The organism is Massilia psychrophila (assembly GCF_002760665.1).
Lineage (GTDB): Bacteria > Pseudomonadota > Gammaproteobacteria > Burkholderiales > Burkholderiaceae_D > JAFCUW01.
In genome coordinates this window covers 81,878-97,109 of sequence record NZ_PDOB01000004.1, presented here as the reverse complement: position 1 = coordinate 97,109, position 15,232 = coordinate 81,878, and the positions used below count along the sequence as shown (strand labels likewise).

The window sequence follows — 15,232 nt, the reverse complement described above, 5'->3', positions numbered from 1 at the left end:
TTATGATATTGACATAACGCAAAGTCGTCCACAGAGGCGGGGCATGCGTAGTCCACTCATCCAAAACGCCAAGAGAAACCAATGACCAACCACCGCGCACCGCTCAACCGGCACGAGATCAAGCACTCGCGCACCGATTTTCGTACCCGTAACGTCGTCAACCAGGCGATTGCCTCGATTCCCACCGTCGGCCTGCAGCGCGCCGCCGAGTTCCTGTCGGCCATGAACGTGCCGGCCGAAGTGGCGATCCGCACGCTGGTGTACCCGCACCGCCGCCGCCACTGATTTTAGATGGAAAATAAAAAACCGGACATCAGTCCGGTTTTTGTGGTTGATTATTTCAACTTATTTCAGCTTGTCTTGGGCATCGATATCGGCCAGCGATTCGCGCCCCTTGTCGGTCACGTCGAAACCGCCCTCCGCACGCGGGGCGATGTGGGATTTCTTGCCGAGGAAGGTGGAGACATCGATATCGATCGCCGCCGCCGGGTCCGCCGCCAGTGCGCGCAAGCCGCTGATGCAGCGGCGCACGAACAGCACCTGGTGCCCCTTGTCCGTCAAGGCGACCCGGCCATCCTTGGCGTACTGGATCATTTTCAGCCCGGACAGGCGTTTGGCGTTGCGCCCGACACAGGCGTTGACCCGGTCGTGGGTGGCGCCGCGCTTGATGTGGTCAAGCGCGTCATATTCGTCCGTTGTCAGTTTTTCGTTCTTCATTACCGCTTTCCATGTTTGCCATTTTGGCGCCCATGGTAACCGCGCAGGCCCGTGACGGCAACCTGCATTCGCCGCCGCCTTGCCCGGGCCAGCTTACTTGAGGGTGCGAAGCACCATCAGCGCCAGTCCGACACCGGCCAGCGCGCCCATGCCAAGGGCGATACGCAAGCGGCGCGAAGCGAGGACGGAACTGCGGCCAAGATAAATTTTGTTGTGCAAGGAATTGCCCATGACGCTCTCCAGGAACTATTGAGGACTCTACACATTGATTATAAGAAGGAAATCGACCTGCTCCGTGTGACGGAGAACACATCACGCAAGTTTTGTATCGGCAAAGCAATACGTGCTACCAAAATATCATCGCGGCAAAATCTTATTGCGCGCCAGCGGCGAGGCCAGGCTGATAGCATCGGACCACTGCACCACAGCCACACTGGACAGCCAAGTACCGCACCGCCGATGCAAGATGAAGACGACATCGGCAGTGGTGAAAGAACCCCGGCCGAGAAAGAAACCGAAGAATTGATCCGCCAGTTTCCACCGCTGCCGCCGGCCGGCCCGGCGAAGCCGCGCTAGCCGTAAACACGCTAACCCGCTAACCCGCTAACGCATCAGTTTCGCCGCGCCTTGATCGGCGGTTCGTTCGTGCTCGGCGGCTCCTGCACTGGCGCATGCGTCGGCGGCGGCACGTCGTCGGGATTCGGGTTCGGCGCTGGCGGTTCGGCGTCAGGGTCGGGCGTCGAGTGAAAGCGCCAGAGCGTGTCCTCGTTCACGCCGCACAGCCAGGCGTTGTTGTTGCCTGGAGCGGTGACGCGCATGTGCTGCATGTGCTGCATGTGCTGCCTTTCTGCCAAAATCAATGGCTAAAAAAGAATCGTAGCAATACCTGCAACTACGTTCTTGTTTGAAATCAAATAGCGGCCTCATCCTTGTCTTGCGGTCTCGAGCGCCAGCAGGTTGTCGGCTTCAATGCGCGCCACTTCAATACCGGCAAAACAGGCCGTTTCAGGCGTGGCGTAACCGCCGGCGGACTTGGCCCGGATGCGCTCCTCGCCGCTGCCGTCGATCCGCCTCATGCGATATTCGAAATCCCACAAGTCGTCGCAGTCCAGCATCGGCGTGACGACAATGCGAAAGCCACGGTATTGTTCCGTTGCCGCTTGCATTACTTCTTGCATGGTTTTCTCCGGTTTTTTTGCAGACTAGCACGAAGAACTGCAAGCATTTCGCCAACGGTTCAATCGTGCGGAGCGCACTCCCTGCTTGCCGGGGCCAGGTAAACCTCGGTATAGTCGAGCGCTGATTCCCCACAAGAGCCGACCCGATGATTCTCCGCCCGCGTGCCCTGATTGAACGACTGAAGTTCGGCTTGCTGCCCGCGCTGATGCGATCAAGCCTGGCCTCGGCGGCGCCGTTGAAACTGGCCGACTACCTGGCGTTGACCGGGCCGGCGCCAACCGCGAAAATTGCCTACGGCAACGCACCGTCCCAGTACGCCGAGCTGTTTCGTCCGGCCGGCGACGGGCCGTTCCCGGTTGCGGTACTGGTGCACGGCGGCTGTTGGACCATCAAATACGGCGGCATCGAACAGATGCGCAACCTGGCCGGCGCGCTGGCGGCGCTTGGCATCGCCGAATGGAACGTCGAATACCGCCGGGTCGACGAGGAAGGCGGCGGCTATCCTGGCACCTACCAGGACATGAATGCCGCGCTCGACCTGCTGGGCGAGCAGGCGCAGCGCCAGCAGCTCGACCTTGGCCGCATCGTCGCGATCGGCCATTCGGCTGGCGGCCAATTGGTGCAGTGGATCGCCGGACGCGAGCGCATTCCGGCGTCCAGCCCGCTGTTTACGGCCCATCCGCTGCCGGTGCGCCAGATCATCAGCCTGGGAGGGCTGGCCGATTTGCGCCACGAGCGCGCGCTGATCGCGGCCAGCTGCGGCCGCAATACGGTCGAGCTGGCCGGCGCGCCGAGCGCTGGCCGGCCGGATGTGTTTGCCGATACCAACGCGGCCGAACTGATGCCCAACGGCAGTCACACAGTGCTGATCAATGGCGAGCTCGATACGATGTCGCCGCCGCGCGCCGCCCACGCCTACGCCGCCCGCGCGCGTGCCGCCGGCGACAGCGCCAGCGTCATCGTCCTGCCCGGCGCCAGCCACTACGACGAAGTGGCTGCCAGTTCGCCCTCGTTCAAACTGGTACTGCCGGCCATCCGCCGCGCCCTCGGCATGATGGACAAACCCGACTGACACTGGCCCCCACGCTTAGTTCCCGATCCTTTTTTTTCGGCTGCGATCTTGGAACAGGCTCTCAGTACGCTGCCGAACAGACGGTATATCTGCGAGGAATTAATCTTCGTGTATTCACCTTTGATCGAGACGGGATTCCCCTTGAAAACACCACTCCTGGCCATGGTTGCCACCTGCGTTGCCGCCTGCTTCGCCGGTGCCGCGCTGCCGGCGATGGCCGCGCCTGCCGCCGCCGTCCCGAACGCCGCCGCCATCCTGAACGCCGACACCGTCAATGGCGCCGGCAAGTCCGATCTCGCCGTCAAGCCCGGCGTGGCCGAAGTGCTGCGCGCCCAGATCCTGCTCGACCGCGCCCGTTTCTCCCCCGGCGAAATCGACGGCGCCACCGGCAGCAACCTGCGCGCCGCGGTCAATGGTTACCAGAAGGCGCACAGTATTGCCGGCGACGGCGCCGGCAGCATGAACGCCGCCACCTGGAGCGCGTTGAACGCCGACGCCGCCGAGGCCTTGATAAGCTACACCATTGCCGCTGCCGATGTTGCAGGCCCGTTCCAGACGATCCCCGAAGACATGGCGGCAAAAGCCAAACTGCCGGCGCTGGGCTATGTGAGCGCCGAAGAAGCCCTGGCAGAAAGATTTCACGCCAGCCCGGCCCTGCTCAAGCGCCTCAACCCCGGCAAGGATCTGACCCGCGCCGGCGAACAGATCCTGGTGCCAAACGTCGAGGGTACCGAGCCGCTGCCGAAAGGCGGCAAGATCGTGGTCGACAGGTCGGCCCGCACGCTGACGCTGTTCGATACCGCCGGCCGCGCAATCGCGCAGTTTCCGGCGTCGACCGGCAGCGAGCACGATCCCTTGCCGGTGGGCGACTGGAAGGTGACGGGCATCTCGAAAAACCCGGTGTTCTACTACAATCCGAAACTGTTCTGGGACGCCGACGCTGGCGAAAAAAAGGCCAAGATCCCGCCCGGCCCCAATAATCCCGTCGGCGTCGCCTGGATCGACCTGTCGAAGCCACATTACGGCATCCACGGCACCCCGGTGCCACGTTCGATCGGCAAGACCCAGTCGCACGGCTGCATCCGCCTGACCAACTGGGACGTCACCGCGCTGGCGTCGTCGGTAGCCGGCGGCACCGATGTGCTGTTGCAGGAATGAAGCACAGAAATGACGCAATGCATACGAACGACAAGCCGTAACACCCCATAACAAGGAGAACTTTATGAAATGGATCCTGACCTTCCTGGCCGGCTTGCTGCTCGGCGCCGGCGGCCTGTTCGCCTACCTGCGCCAGGTTCCGCAGGATGCGCCGACCAGCACGGCGACTGTTGCGGTCAAGGCGGCTCCGGCGATCATGGCGCCGCCCCCCGCCCCCGCCCCGCTCACCGCCGCCCTGCCCGCCGCACCGGTGGTGGCGACCGACCTGACCGAAGCCGACCTGCCCCTGCGCCCGACCCAGCAGGAGCTTCCCGCGCTGCCTGAGGTGACGGCCAACGCCTCGGCGAAGCCGGCCGGCAAGCTATTAATCCCCGTCGAAGGCATCAGGCTGGCCCAGCTGTCCGACAATTTCGGCCAGCCACGCGGCAAGGAACGCCATCATGAAGCGCTCGATATCATGGCGCCAAAAGGCACCAAGGTGATTGCCGCCGGCGACGGCAAGGTAGTCAAGCTGTTCAACAGCAAGCCTGGCGGCCTGACCGTCTACCAGTTCGACCCCACCGAAAAATACGCGTATTACTATGCCCACCTCGACCGTTACGCGGACGGGATCAAGGAAGGAAGTGTGCTCAAGCGTGGTGACCTGGTTGGTTACGTCGGCGTCACCGGCAACTCCGCCAAGGACGGGCCGCACCTGCATTTCGCAGTGGTCGAACTGACGCCGAAGAAGGAATGGTGGAAGGGCACCCCGATCAATCCTTATCCGATGATGGGTGAGTAATTTTTTAGCAACAACCGACAATAAGGCACACCATGAACTCAACTAAAATCATCGGCATCGTGCTGATCGCCGCCGGCATTGCCGGCATCGCGCTGGGCGGCTTCAGTTTTACCCAGGAAACCCACAAGGCCAGCCTGGGACCGCTTAATCTGTCGGTGGCGGAACAGAAGACCGTCGACATTCCCCTTTGGGCGAGCATCGCCGCGATTGTCGCCGGCGCCGCGGTGCTGGTGGCTGGCTCGAAACGTTGAACATGAAGTCACCGGGAAGTACCCAATAAAAAGCCGCCCGAAGGCGGCTTCTTGTTGGGTACATGTACAGCAGGTAGCACTTTTTTGCCTATTCGTCGATATCGCCCCCCACGTTGATCGCCGCGTAGGCCCGCTGCACCGCTTTGTCTTCCTTGCCGCCGACCCCGTACAGTTCCTGCGCGGCGGCGATCATCTTGGCGCGGGCGTCGGCGTAATTGGTGCTGGCGGTGAACTTGGTGGTATTTGCCTTGAACCAGATCCGGTACGCCTTGTCGCTGCCGATGCCGGTCATCGCCAGCGGCTTTTTCACCAGGTAGGCGCTGCTGAAGTCGCTGCCCTTGCCGGCGTTCGAACCTTGCGACAGGAAATAAAACATCCGGTTGTTCGGCCCGCTGCTGTAGTGGACGTCGAGGTTCTTGAGCGTGACGCTCCACGCATCCGGGCTGCGGCCGTCCTTGCTCGGTTTGTACATGCTGCGCAGGGGCGTGCCGGTGCGGTCGATTTCCTTGCCCATGCCCCAGTCGTTGCCGGTATTCGGAATCGTCGCGCCGGTGCCGCCCGCGCGTGCGTACGACTCGACCATTTCGCCGCTGATGTCGGACGCCGACTCGTTCAGGCCACCCGATTCGCCAGTGTAGGTCAGGTTCGACGTGGCCGCCGTGATGCCGTGCCCCATTTCGTGGCCGATGACGTCGATCGAGCCGAGGTTGGTGAAGAACGAGCCGTCGCCGATGAACATGCATTTGCAGGTGTCGCTGTAGTAGGCGTTGTCATAGGCGGTGTTGACGTGGGCGGCGATGTAGGTCGCCGTGTTGAGGCCGTCCAGCGACAGCCAGCCGAGCGTACTCTTGAGCATGTCGTAGGTATTCATCAAGCCCCACAGCGCATTCACCGCCGCGGTCTGGCCGTTGGCGTTGGTGGTGCTGCCGCCTTCGATGTATTGAAAGCCGTCGCCCCACTCGTTGGTGGTGTTGCTGAAGACCGCCCCGGGCGAGGTGGTGTGGTTGGCGTTGGTGATCGCCATCGCGCCAAAGGCGCCACCGGTGCCGCGCGTGGCATCGATCATCCGGTAACTGCCGCCCGTGAAGGTGGTACTGATCGGCACCGCGCCGTTGTACTGGCTGTGGCCGATCCCGATGACCGTTTGCAGCATGTTCCACTGGCTCAGGATGCGGCCGTCGCGTGCGCTGACCACGGTGTCGTGGTAGACCGGCCGGTCGCGCAAGGTCATGCGAGTGTGCACCAGGTAGGCCAGCTCGTAGCTGTCGACGACGTCGCGCACGTCGAGTGCGTTGAGTTCGTCGTCGGCCTTGGCCAACGAACCGGGTTCGCGCTCGGTCTTCATCACCGGGAAGATGATCAGGTCGGCGCTCGGCATGCTGACATGGCTGGTGCCGGCCGGCAGCGACTTGAGCGCGGCGTCGATCGCCGCTTTGGTCGAGATGGTCGGCCTGACGTCGAAGTCGGCGGTGGGGGCGCCGGTCCGGTTGGCGGCGCCCTTGCCCAGGTTCAGGCGCCGTTCCGATACCGACTCGCTGACGATCTTGCCAGCGGCGCCAAGCACCACCACCGACTCGGAGCCGAAGATGGGCACGCCCTTGTAGGTATGGTCGAGACGGGCAACCTGGGTGCCGTCGGCGCCGGGGTGCGCCCGGCTGATGACAAAGTTGTGGTCGGCATCGATGCCGCGCACGGCGCGCTGAGCGCCCAGCGCCGCCAGCAGCGCGGCCTGTTGTGCCGGCGACTGCGCCACGGCCGGACTCATCATGGGGCCGGCGCCGGCGGCACCAGCAGTGCCGATAGCAAGCAGGGGCAAGGCGCTGACCGCGGCGGCCAGCAAGGTTTTGTGGATTTTCATCTCTTCTCCTAGTGAACACACTGCCCGGCGTCAACCGACCTGGGCACTAGGGAATAGTGGGCGAGATTCAGTGCTAGTGCTTGCAAAAACGCAAAAAAGCCCCGCAAAGGATGGGCCCGGGGGCCACACCATTCACCGGGCTTGCTTTGTTCTTATTTTGTTGTGCTTACTCGGCGATGTCGGTGCCGACGTTGATCGCCGCGAACGCGCGCTGGACCGCTTTGGCTTCCCTGCTGCCGACGCCATACAGCTCCTGCGCCGAAGCAATCATCTTCAGGCGCGCGTCGGCGTAGTTGGTCGCCGAGGTGAACTTGGTGGTAAGCGCCTTGAACCAGATGCGGAACGCCTTGTCGCTGCCAATCCCGGTCATCGCCAGCGGCGCGCGGTTCAGGTAGGCGCTGTAGTAGTCGCTACTGGCGGTAGCGCTCGAACCCTTTGCCAGAAAGTAGAACATGCGGTTGTTCGGGCCGCTGCTGTAATGCACGTCGAGCTGCTTGAGGGAAGAGCTCCAGGCGTTCGGGCTGGCGCCGTCCTTGCTCGGCTTGTACAACCAGCGCAGCGGCTGGCCATTCTTGGCGATTTCCTTTCCCATCATCCAGTCGTTGCCAGTGGCCGGAATCAGGTTGCCGGTGCCGCCGGCGCGGGCGTAGGCTTCCACCATTTCGCCCTGGATATCCGAGGCCGATTCGTTCAGCCCGCCCGATTCGCCGCTATAGGTCAGGTTCGATGTCGCGGCGGTGACGCCGTGGCCCATTTCATGGCCGATCACGTCAATCGAGCCGAGGTTGTTGAACGAGGTGCCGCCGTCGCCGATGTACATGCACTTGCAGGTGTCGCTGTAATACGCGTTGTCGTAGGCGGTGTTGACGTGGGCGGCGATATAGGTCGCCGTGTTCTGGCCATTCAACGACCGCCAGCCGAGCGTGTTCTTGAGCATGTCGTACGTGTTCATCAGGCCCCACATGGCGTTGACGGCCGCGGTCTGGCCGTTGGCGTTGGTGGTGCTGCCGCCGGCCACGTACTGCAGGCCGTCGCCCCAGGTGTTGCTGGTGTTGGTATAGACCGCGCCAGCGCTGGTGGTGTGGTTGGCGTTGGTGATCGCCATCGCGCCGAAGGTGCCGCCGACCCCGCGCGAGCCATCTTTCATCGAATACGTGGTGCCCGACAGCGTCGTGTTGATCGGCACGCTGCCGTTGTACTGGCTCTTGCCGGTGCCGACCACGGTCTGCAGCGCGTTCCACTGCTCGATGATGCTGCCGTCGGCGGCGCTGACGATGGTGTCGTGGAACACCGGCTTGTTGCCGTCGGCCATGCGGGTGCGCACCAGGTAGGCCAGTTGATAGCTGTCGACGACGCTCTCAAGGTCGGTTGCATTCAGGTCTGCCTCGGCCTTGTTGACGGCCGCTGCAACGCGCACTTCTTTCATGACCGGATAGATGATCAGTTCGGCGAACGGCGGTTCAAGCGGCTCCCCTTTCGGCGCCGCTTTTTCGAGCACGCCATCGATTGCCATCTTGGCGCTGATGCCAGGGGCGACGTTGAAATCTTTCTGGCTCAAACCGGCGCGGCGATTGGCCACCGACTCGCTGATGATGCTGCCGCGCAGGCCAGTAACGACAACCGACTCGGAACCGAACACGCGCACGCCCTTGAACGTGTGGTCGGCGCGGCTGATGTTGGTGCCATCGACGCCAGGGTGTTGCTTTGCAAGGGTGAAGCCGTGGCGGCTGTCGAGGCCGTTTTTGCCGCGCTGCGACATCAGCTGACCGATCAAGCTGGCATTTTCTTGTGGCGATTGCACACTCGGGCCTCCCATCAAGGTGGCAGCGCCGGCTGCGCCGCACATCATCAGTGGCAGTGCCGCGATCGACGCTGCCAGCAGCGTTTTACGAATTGTCATCATATCTCCAATCGATAAATCGAAAACTTCGTTTGCTCCCTTGCATCGGGATTGCCTCAACACTAACTTCCACGATCAACCGAAGTCAAGAATTTGTATAATTCGGACATCGCGGTGGCAAATGTCCAATTTGAGACATTATTTGGAGAAACATTCTGTGTCGTACTGGCCAGCCCGGTGTGTTACGCTGCCCCGGACGGGCGGATTGCCCCCCGGCCCACCATCACCAGTTACCGACACGGCTTCGCCGTTACCTTACTTGAGCCAAGGCGAGCGCTCAGTCTTACCCTGGCCCCAGGCTCACCTTCATGCAAACCATTACCAAACAGTCGATCGACCGGCTGTCGCTGGCCGTGTTCGGCGCCTCAGCCGCGGCCCTGTTCATCATCGGCGTGCTCGCCATGCGCAGCAACGCGCAAGCGATGGATGCGCTGCCGGTACTCGTCGTCAGCGCGCTGCTGTTCGTCGCCTTCCTCGTGCTGGTGGTGCTGAACCGGCGTGTGAAATCGCAGAGCGCCAATCCGGCCGACAATCCATTGCTGCTGCTAAAAGCTGGCGCGCTGCAGAACGCGATTTTCAACAGCGCCAATTTTTCCAGCATCGCCACCGACGCCCAGGGCGTGATCCAGATTTTCAACGTCGGCGCCGAACGCATGCTCGGCTACCTGGCCCTTGACGTCGTCGACAAGATCACCCCGGCCGACATTTCGGACCCGCAGGAAGTGATTGCCCGCGCCAAGACGCTGACGGTCGAACTGGACACGCCGATCTCGCCCGGCTTCGAGGCGCTGGTGTTCAAGGCGTCGCGCGGCATCGAGGACATCTACGAGCTTACTTATATCCGCAAGGACGGCAGCCGCTTCCCAGCGGTGGTGTCGGTCACCGCGCTGCGCGACGCCGAGCAAACCATCATCGGCTACCTGCTGATCGGCACCGACAACACCGCCCGCAAGGAAGCCGAGGAAGCCTTGATGCGAGCCGGCGCCTTGCAGACGGCAATTTTCAACAGCGCCAACTTCTCTTCCATCGCCACCGACGCACAAGGCGTGATCCAGATTTTCAACGTCGGCGCCGAACGCATGCTCGGCTACACCGCCCTCGAGGTCGTCGACAAGATCACACCGGCCAACATCTCCGACCCGCAGGAGGTGATCGAGCGGGCCGAGTCGCTCAGCCAGGAACTGGGCGAGGCGATCTCGCCCGGCTTCGAGGCGCTGGTGTTCAAGGCGTCACGCGGCATCGAAGACATCTACGAACTGACCTATATCCGCAAGGACGGCAGCCGCTTCCCGGCGATCGTCTCGGTCACCGCGCTGCGCGACGTCCACGACGCCATCATCGGCTACCTGCTGATCGGCACCGATAACACCGCCCGCAAGCAGGTCGAGGAAGACCAGGCGCTGCTCGACCAGAGCCTGCGCGACCAGCAGTTCTACACCCGCTCGCTGATCGAATCGAACATCGACGCCATCATGACGACCGACCCGCGCGGCATCATCAGCGACGTCAACCACCAGATGGAATCGCTGACCGGCTGCACCCGCGACGAGCTGATCGGCGCGCCATTCAAAAATTACTTCACCGACCAGAAGCGCGCCGAAGCGGCCATCAAGCGTGTGCTGCGCGAAGGCAAAGTCACCAACTACGAGCTGACCGCCCTCGCCCGCGACGGCAAGAAAACCGTGGTGTCCTACAACGCCACCACGTTCTACGACCGCGACCGCAACCTGAAAGGCGTGTTTGCCGCCGCCCGCGACGTCACCGACCGCAAGCAGTTCGAGCACACGCTACAGCTTAACAACGTCGAACTCGAAAGCGCCAAGGCCGCCGCCGAGAAGGCCAACCTGGCCAAGTCGGAATTCCTGTCAAGCATGAGCCACGAATTGCGCACCCCGCTTAACGGCGTGCTCGGCTTTGCCCAGCTGATGGAATCGGAAACCCCGGCGCCGTCGCCGTCGCAGCAGCGCTCGATCCAGCAAATCCTCAAGGGCGGCTGGTACCTGCTGCGCCTGATCAACGAAATTCTCGACCTGGCGATGATCGAATCGGGCAAAGTGACGATCTCGTCGGAGCCGATGTCGCTGGCCGAAGTGCTGCACGACTGCCGCGTGCTGATCGGCCCGCAGGCAACCAAGCGCGAAATCGAACTCATCTTCCCGAAATTCGACGATCCGTACTACATTCATGCCGACCTGACCCGGGTCAAGCAGGTGATGATCAACCTGCTGTCGAACGCCATCAAGTACAACCGTATCGGCGGCACCGTCACGGTGCGCTGCACATTGCAGGAAAAGCACGTGCGGGTGCATGTGAAAGACACCGGCGCCGGCCTCGCGCCCGAGCAGATCGCCCAGCTGTTCCAGCCGTTCAACCGGCTCGGCCAGGAAGACAGCATCGAGGAAGGCACCGGCATCGGCCTGGTGGTCACCAAGCAGTTGGTCGAACTGATGAAAGGGACGATCGGGGTCGACAGCGCGCGTGGCGTCGGCACCGAATTCTGGGTCGATTTCCCTGCATCGAACGGGCCGGAACTGGGCGTGCCGACGGAAGTGGCCGTCGCGCGGCTCCAGGCAGTAGCCGCGGTGCCGGCGTCAAGCGTCCAGCGCACCTTGCTCTACGTCGAGGACAACCCGGCCAACCTGGCGCTGGTCGAGCAGCTGATCGAGCGGCGCAGCGACCTGAAACTGCTCACCGCCGTCAACGGCCACCTCGGCATCGTGCTGGCGCGCGCCTGCCAGCCGGACGTGATCCTGATGGACATCAACCTGCCTGGCCTGAGCGGATTCGGTTGCCTGAAACTGCTGCAAAACGATCCGACCACGGCGCATATCCCGGTGATGGCGCTGTCGGCCAACGCGGTGCCGCGCGACATCGAAAAAGGCATGGAAGCGGGCTTCTTCCGTTACCTGACCAAGCCGATCAAGGTCGTCGAGTTCATGGACGCGCTCGACGTCGCCCTGCATTACGCCTCGGAGCATGGCCTGGGCGAAGAGCGCGGCGCGCAGCGCTAAGGGTGCAGCGCTAAGGGTACAGCGCTCAGCGAGCGGGCTGGCGTACCGGTCAAAAAAAATGGCGGCCAGGGAAGTCCGCGGCCACCAGCAAGCCGGCCGCGGTAAGTTTCAGATAGCGATTCATGATGGCTCTTTCTATCCGACATGGCGCTTTGCTGCAGGTTGCCGATGGCTTCATCATGCAGTCGTGAACATGTCATCGGGCCGTCACACAGCGCTGCCAGAATGATGATCTCCCTTGATATTTTTTGCCCGCGTCGTTCCGATACGGGCTTTTTTTCGCCGGCGTGGCCGGCGCCCACGCCCGAGTAAGCAATATCCTACCCGCACACCCTCCACTCGCCTATTCGACTTCCGTTCTTCAGGATTCATCATGCAACTTCGGATGGGCCTGCCGACGACCTTCGTCGGCGGCGCTCCGGCATCACAACGAGGGAGCCAAATTATGAGCAGCAAGGTAAGCAGCGGCAAAAATGCCAAGCACAGCGACAGCAAACAATCAGGCCAGCAAGGCGGGGGCAAGCGGCAATCGGATGCGAAGACCGGCAAGTCTTGAGTCGGCCGCAGGCATGCGGTAGGCAAATACAGATCTGGCGCACCGCCTCGAGCACCGGCGAAACGCTCGCTTCTGATGTCAAAAAACATCACTTTGCTGAAATATCTGCAATAAGTCTATACAAGCTGTATATTCTTGAGCCCTGTTATGGGCGCCCCGCCGGGGACGCCCTTACCTCTCTCAAGGATTAGCATGAAAAAAATCGTTTCAGTCATTTCATTCAAGAAGTCCCGCACCCTGATGTTCCTGGCGATCGCCGGCGCTTTCCCTCTACAGACAGCAATGGCCCAGGAAGCCGCGGCGCCGACGGAGTACAAGGCACCTGCGGGGCAACTCGAGACAGTGATTGTAACGGCACAACGCCGCTCGGAAAACATCAAGGATGTGCCGATGGCGATCACGACCTTGAAGGGCGACAGGCTCGACACGCTGGTGGCCGGCGGACAGGACATTCGCTTCCTTTCCGGCCGTGCGCCGAGCTTAAGTGTGGAATCCGACTACGGCCGCTCGTTCCCGCGTTTCTATATCCGCGGCCAGGGCAACACCGACTTCGACCTTAACGCTTCCCAGCCAGTTGGCCTGGTCGTCGACGACATCGTGCAGGAAAGCCCGATGCTGAAAGGATTCCCGGTATTCGACGTCGATCAGGTCGAAGTGCTGCGCGGCCCGCAGGGCACGCTGTTCGGGCGCAACTCGCCGGCCGGCGTGATCAAGTTCGACTCGGCCAAGCCAGTGTTCAAGACGGAAGGCTACCTCACCGTCGGCTTTGGTAATTACGGCTCGAAGAGTGTCGAAGGCGCCTACAACGTGCCGTTCAGCGATACCGTCGCCGCGCGCGTGTCACTGCAATCGCATAACCGCGACGACCGCGTGCACAATGCGCGCCCGACTGGCACGCGCGATTTCGAAGGCTACAACGACAATGCAGGCCGCATCCAGTTGCTGGTGCAGCCGAACAAGCAATTCAGCGCGCTGTTCAATCTTCACGCGCGTGACCTGGACAACAGCGCCACGTTGTTCCGCGCCAACATCATCAAGCAAGGCAGCAACGAACTGGTCGACGGTTTCGACTACGGCGCTTACCCGACCGATGGCGTCAACCTGCAGACGCTCAGGACCAAGGGCGCCAGCATGCGCCTGCGCTGGAACCTGGACGGCATCACGCTGCACTCGATCACCGGTTACGAAACTGCCAAGTTCTATAGCCGTGCCGACGTCGATGGCGGGTTTGGCGCCGTGTACGCACAGCCGATGGGCCCAGGGTTTATCCCGTTCGTCGTCGAAACCGCCGACCTGCTGCCGAACCACCGCCAGATCACACAGGAATTGCGCGCCGAGTCCAACGTTGCCGGGCCTCTGCAATGGATTGGCGGCGTGTTCTACTTCAAGGAACACATCCAGATCGACAGCATCAGCTTTGAATCGCTGGCGCCGGGCAATCCACAAAATCCGTCTTATGCCACCCAGACCCAGGACACCAGTTCGTGGGCGGCCTTCGGCTCGCTGAACTACACCGTGTCGGACCGGCTGAAATTGCGCGGCGGCCTGCGCTACACCAACGATTCGAAAGACTTCGCCGCCAAGCGCGTCGAAGCGACCCCGAGTGGCCCGCACAGACTCAACAGCGACAGCAAGGACGTCAGTTGGGACCTGAGCGGCACCTACGCGCTCGACAAGAACACCAACCTGTTCGCGCGCATCGCCACCGGCTACCGCGCACCGAGCATGCAGGGCCGCCTGTTTGGTCCGGGCGACCGTCCTTCGTTGGCCGGCGCCGAGAAAGTGCTGTCCTACGAGGCCGGCGTCAAGCAGGATTTGTTCGACAAGCGCGCGCGCCTGTCGGCCAGCGTATTCCAGTACCGCGTCAAGGACAAGCAACTGACCGCCGGCAGCGGCGTGATCAACATGAACCAGCTGATCAATGCTGAAAAAGTCACCGGCCAGGGCGTCGAACTGGACTTCCAGGCGATCCTCACCGATTCCCTGCGCATGACCCTGGGTGGCAGCTACAACGACACCGAAATCAAGGATGGCAAGCTGTTCGTCCAGCAGTGCGGTAACTTCGCCAACACCGGCGGCCGCGCCGGCTGTACCGTCACCGATCCGGCCGGACCGTTCGCCGGTACCGTGCGCATCGATGGCAACCCGCTGCCGCGCGCACCGAAATGGCAATCGAACTTCACGCTGCGCTACAGCACGCCGGTGGCCGACGGCGAATTCTACGCCGCCACCGACTGGGCGTACCGCAGTACTTACAACATGTTCCTGTACGAGGCCAAGGAATACAAAGCCAAGTCGCTGCTCGAAGGCGGCCTGCGCGTCGGTTACAAATGGCAGGACGGGAAGTATGAAGTTGCCGCATTCGGCCGCAACATCACCGACCAGGTGCAAGTGGTCGGCGCAATCGACTTCAACAATCTGACCGGCATCCTGAACGAGCCGCGCACGCTGGGCGTGCAGTTCAAAGCCAACTTCTGATCTGCGGCCTTGAATGAAAAAAGCTCCCGGCGGGAGCTTTTTTTTGGGCTGCGACGATGAATTTGCCGCGGTTATCCGGCGCGAAAAGGCTGAAGCTGCCAAGTTGGATTTTCTCCCCTCGCCCGCCCTGAAAATGTACCTAGAAGGACAGGGGCAATGCGTTGCGGATTATTCACCTGCGTCGCATGAATCCGCACGAGCTTTTTTGGAGTTGATCGCCACCCTTTAGTTGCAGGGATGGCGCCGGCTCCGGGTAGCTATATTACTGATG

Annotated in this window: 15 protein-coding genes; 9 read left to right on the top strand and 6 right to left on the bottom strand. The window is 62.1% G+C overall.

The annotated features are described in order from the left end of the window. Window positions 1–81: 81 nt before the first annotated feature. Window positions 82–285: a hypothetical protein gene (locus CR103_RS04505; RefSeq protein ID WP_099914812.1), complete on the top strand. Its 204-nt coding sequence runs from the start codon at window positions 82–84 to the stop codon at window positions 283–285. A 60-nt stretch (window positions 286–345) separates the two neighbouring features. Here CR103_RS04505 and CR103_RS04500 read toward each other — a convergent pair whose 3' ends face one another. The 4 genes from CR103_RS04500 to CR103_RS04490 all read right to left on the bottom strand — a co-directional run bounded on the left by CR103_RS04500 (window position 346) and on the right by CR103_RS04490 (window position 1,895). Beyond that, window positions 346–717, bottom strand: a complete 372-nt coding sequence (locus CR103_RS04500) for a hypothetical protein (RefSeq protein ID WP_099914811.1) — start codon at window positions 715–717, stop codon at window positions 346–348. A 93-nt stretch (window positions 718–810) separates the two neighbouring features. After that, entirely contained in the window at window positions 811–948 is a 138-nt protein-coding gene (locus tag CR103_RS22450) for a hypothetical protein (protein WP_180279271.1), read from the bottom strand. Window positions 949–1,328: 380 nt separating this feature from the next. Further along, window positions 1,329–1,553, bottom strand: coding sequence for a hypothetical protein (locus CR103_RS04495; protein ID WP_099914810.1), 225 nt, complete (start codon window positions 1,551–1,553; stop codon window positions 1,329–1,331). An 87-nt stretch (window positions 1,554–1,640) separates the two neighbouring features. Next, window positions 1,641–1,895 carry a hypothetical protein gene (locus CR103_RS04490; RefSeq protein WP_099914809.1) on the bottom strand — a complete coding sequence of 85 codons (255 nt, stop codon included), beginning with the start codon at window positions 1,893–1,895 and terminating at the stop codon, window positions 1,641–1,643. Window positions 1,896–2,041: 146 nt separating this feature from the next. Between CR103_RS04490 and CR103_RS04485 the strand changes: the two genes are divergently transcribed. The 4 genes from CR103_RS04485 (at window position 2,042) to CR103_RS04470 (ending at window position 5,158) form a co-directional block, all read left to right on the top strand. Then, window positions 2,042–2,968, top strand: a complete 927-nt coding sequence (locus CR103_RS04485; RefSeq protein WP_099914808.1) for an alpha/beta hydrolase — start codon at window positions 2,042–2,044, stop codon at window positions 2,966–2,968. Window positions 2,969–3,109: 141 nt separating this feature from the next. After that, on the top strand, window positions 3,110–4,126 hold the full coding sequence (locus tag CR103_RS04480; RefSeq protein WP_229442767.1) for a L,D-transpeptidase family protein: 1,017 nt from the start codon (window positions 3,110–3,112) through the stop codon (window positions 4,124–4,126). 64 nt (window positions 4,127–4,190) lie between these two features. Then, the gene (locus CR103_RS04475) at window positions 4,191–4,907 is read left to right on the top strand and encodes a M23 family metallopeptidase (RefSeq protein ID WP_099914807.1); all 717 of its coding nucleotides are present in this window, start codon (window positions 4,191–4,193) and stop codon (window positions 4,905–4,907) included. Window positions 4,908–4,939: 32 nt separating this feature from the next. Next, window positions 4,940–5,158 carry a hypothetical protein gene (locus CR103_RS04470; protein WP_099914806.1) on the top strand — a complete coding sequence of 73 codons (219 nt, stop codon included), beginning with the start codon at window positions 4,940–4,942 and terminating at the stop codon, window positions 5,156–5,158. 88 nt (window positions 5,159–5,246) lie between these two features. On the opposite strand, the gene CR103_RS04465 is transcribed toward CR103_RS04470, so the two are convergent. Both CR103_RS04465 and CR103_RS04460 read right to left on the bottom strand, forming a co-directional pair. Then, on the bottom strand, window positions 5,247–7,016 hold the full coding sequence (locus CR103_RS04465; protein ID WP_099914805.1) for a M4 family metallopeptidase: 1,770 nt from the start codon (window positions 7,014–7,016) through the stop codon (window positions 5,247–5,249). Between the two features lie 166 nt (window positions 7,017–7,182). Beyond that, on the bottom strand, window positions 7,183–8,916 hold the full coding sequence (locus CR103_RS04460) for a M4 family metallopeptidase (protein ID WP_099914885.1): 1,734 nt from the start codon (window positions 8,914–8,916) through the stop codon (window positions 7,183–7,185). 308 nt (window positions 8,917–9,224) lie between these two features. Here CR103_RS04460 and CR103_RS04455 point away from each other — a divergent pair, with 308 nt between their 5' ends. From CR103_RS04455 to CR103_RS04445, 4 genes are all read left to right on the top strand, one after another. Continuing rightward, on the top strand, window positions 9,225–11,927 hold the full coding sequence (locus tag CR103_RS04455) for a hybrid sensor histidine kinase/response regulator (RefSeq protein ID WP_307719673.1): 2,703 nt from the start codon (window positions 9,225–9,227) through the stop codon (window positions 11,925–11,927). Between the two features lie 373 nt (window positions 11,928–12,300). Beyond that, window positions 12,301–12,483 (top strand): hypothetical protein, encoded by a 183-nt coding sequence (locus CR103_RS21955; RefSeq protein ID WP_143752514.1) that lies wholly within the window; start codon window positions 12,301–12,303, stop codon window positions 12,481–12,483. A gap of 192 nt (window positions 12,484–12,675) precedes the next feature. After that, the gene (locus CR103_RS04450) at window positions 12,676–14,961 is read left to right on the top strand and encodes a TonB-dependent receptor (protein ID WP_229442764.1); all 2,286 of its coding nucleotides are present in this window, start codon (window positions 12,676–12,678) and stop codon (window positions 14,959–14,961) included. A gap of 13 nt (window positions 14,962–14,974) precedes the next feature. Next, entirely contained in the window at window positions 14,975–15,190 is a 216-nt protein-coding gene (locus CR103_RS04445) for a hypothetical protein (protein WP_099914804.1), read from the top strand. Window positions 15,191–15,232: the final 42 nt, after the last annotated feature.

Excerpts from the sequence above, each read along its gene's own strand:
- CR103_RS04505 (WP_099914812.1), top strand. The coding sequence starts at position 82 with ATGACCAACCACCGCGCACCGCTCAACCGGCACGAGATCAAGCACTCG.
- CR103_RS04500 (WP_099914811.1), bottom strand. The coding sequence starts at position 717 with ATGAAGAACGAAAAACTGACAACGGACGAATATGACGCGCTTGACCAC.
- CR103_RS22450 (WP_180279271.1), bottom strand. The coding sequence starts at position 948 with ATGGGCAATTCCTTGCACAACAAAATTTATCTTGGCCGCAGTTCCGTC.
- CR103_RS04495 (WP_099914810.1), bottom strand. The coding sequence starts at position 1,553 with ATGCAGCACATGCAGCACATGCGCGTCACCGCTCCAGGCAACAACAAC.
- CR103_RS04490 (WP_099914809.1), bottom strand. The coding sequence starts at position 1,895 with ATGCAAGAAGTAATGCAAGCGGCAACGGAACAATACCGTGGCTTTCGC.
- CR103_RS04485 (WP_099914808.1), top strand. The coding sequence starts at position 2,042 with ATGATTCTCCGCCCGCGTGCCCTGATTGAACGACTGAAGTTCGGCTTG.
- CR103_RS04475 (WP_099914807.1), top strand. The coding sequence starts at position 4,191 with ATGAAATGGATCCTGACCTTCCTGGCCGGCTTGCTGCTCGGCGCCGGC.
- CR103_RS04470 (WP_099914806.1), top strand. The coding sequence starts at position 4,940 with ATGAACTCAACTAAAATCATCGGCATCGTGCTGATCGCCGCCGGCATT.
- CR103_RS04465 (WP_099914805.1), bottom strand. The coding sequence starts at position 7,016 with ATGAAAATCCACAAAACCTTGCTGGCCGCCGCGGTCAGCGCCTTGCCC.
- CR103_RS04460 (WP_099914885.1), bottom strand. The coding sequence starts at position 8,916 with ATGACAATTCGTAAAACGCTGCTGGCAGCGTCGATCGCGGCACTGCCA.
- CR103_RS04455 (WP_307719673.1), top strand. The coding sequence starts at position 9,225 with ATGCAAACCATTACCAAACAGTCGATCGACCGGCTGTCGCTGGCCGTG.
- CR103_RS21955 (WP_143752514.1), top strand. The coding sequence starts at position 12,301 with ATGCAACTTCGGATGGGCCTGCCGACGACCTTCGTCGGCGGCGCTCCG.
- CR103_RS04450 (WP_229442764.1), top strand. The coding sequence starts at position 12,676 with ATGAAAAAAATCGTTTCAGTCATTTCATTCAAGAAGTCCCGCACCCTG.
- CR103_RS04445 (WP_099914804.1), top strand. The coding sequence starts at position 14,975 with ATGAAAAAAGCTCCCGGCGGGAGCTTTTTTTTGGGCTGCGACGATGAA.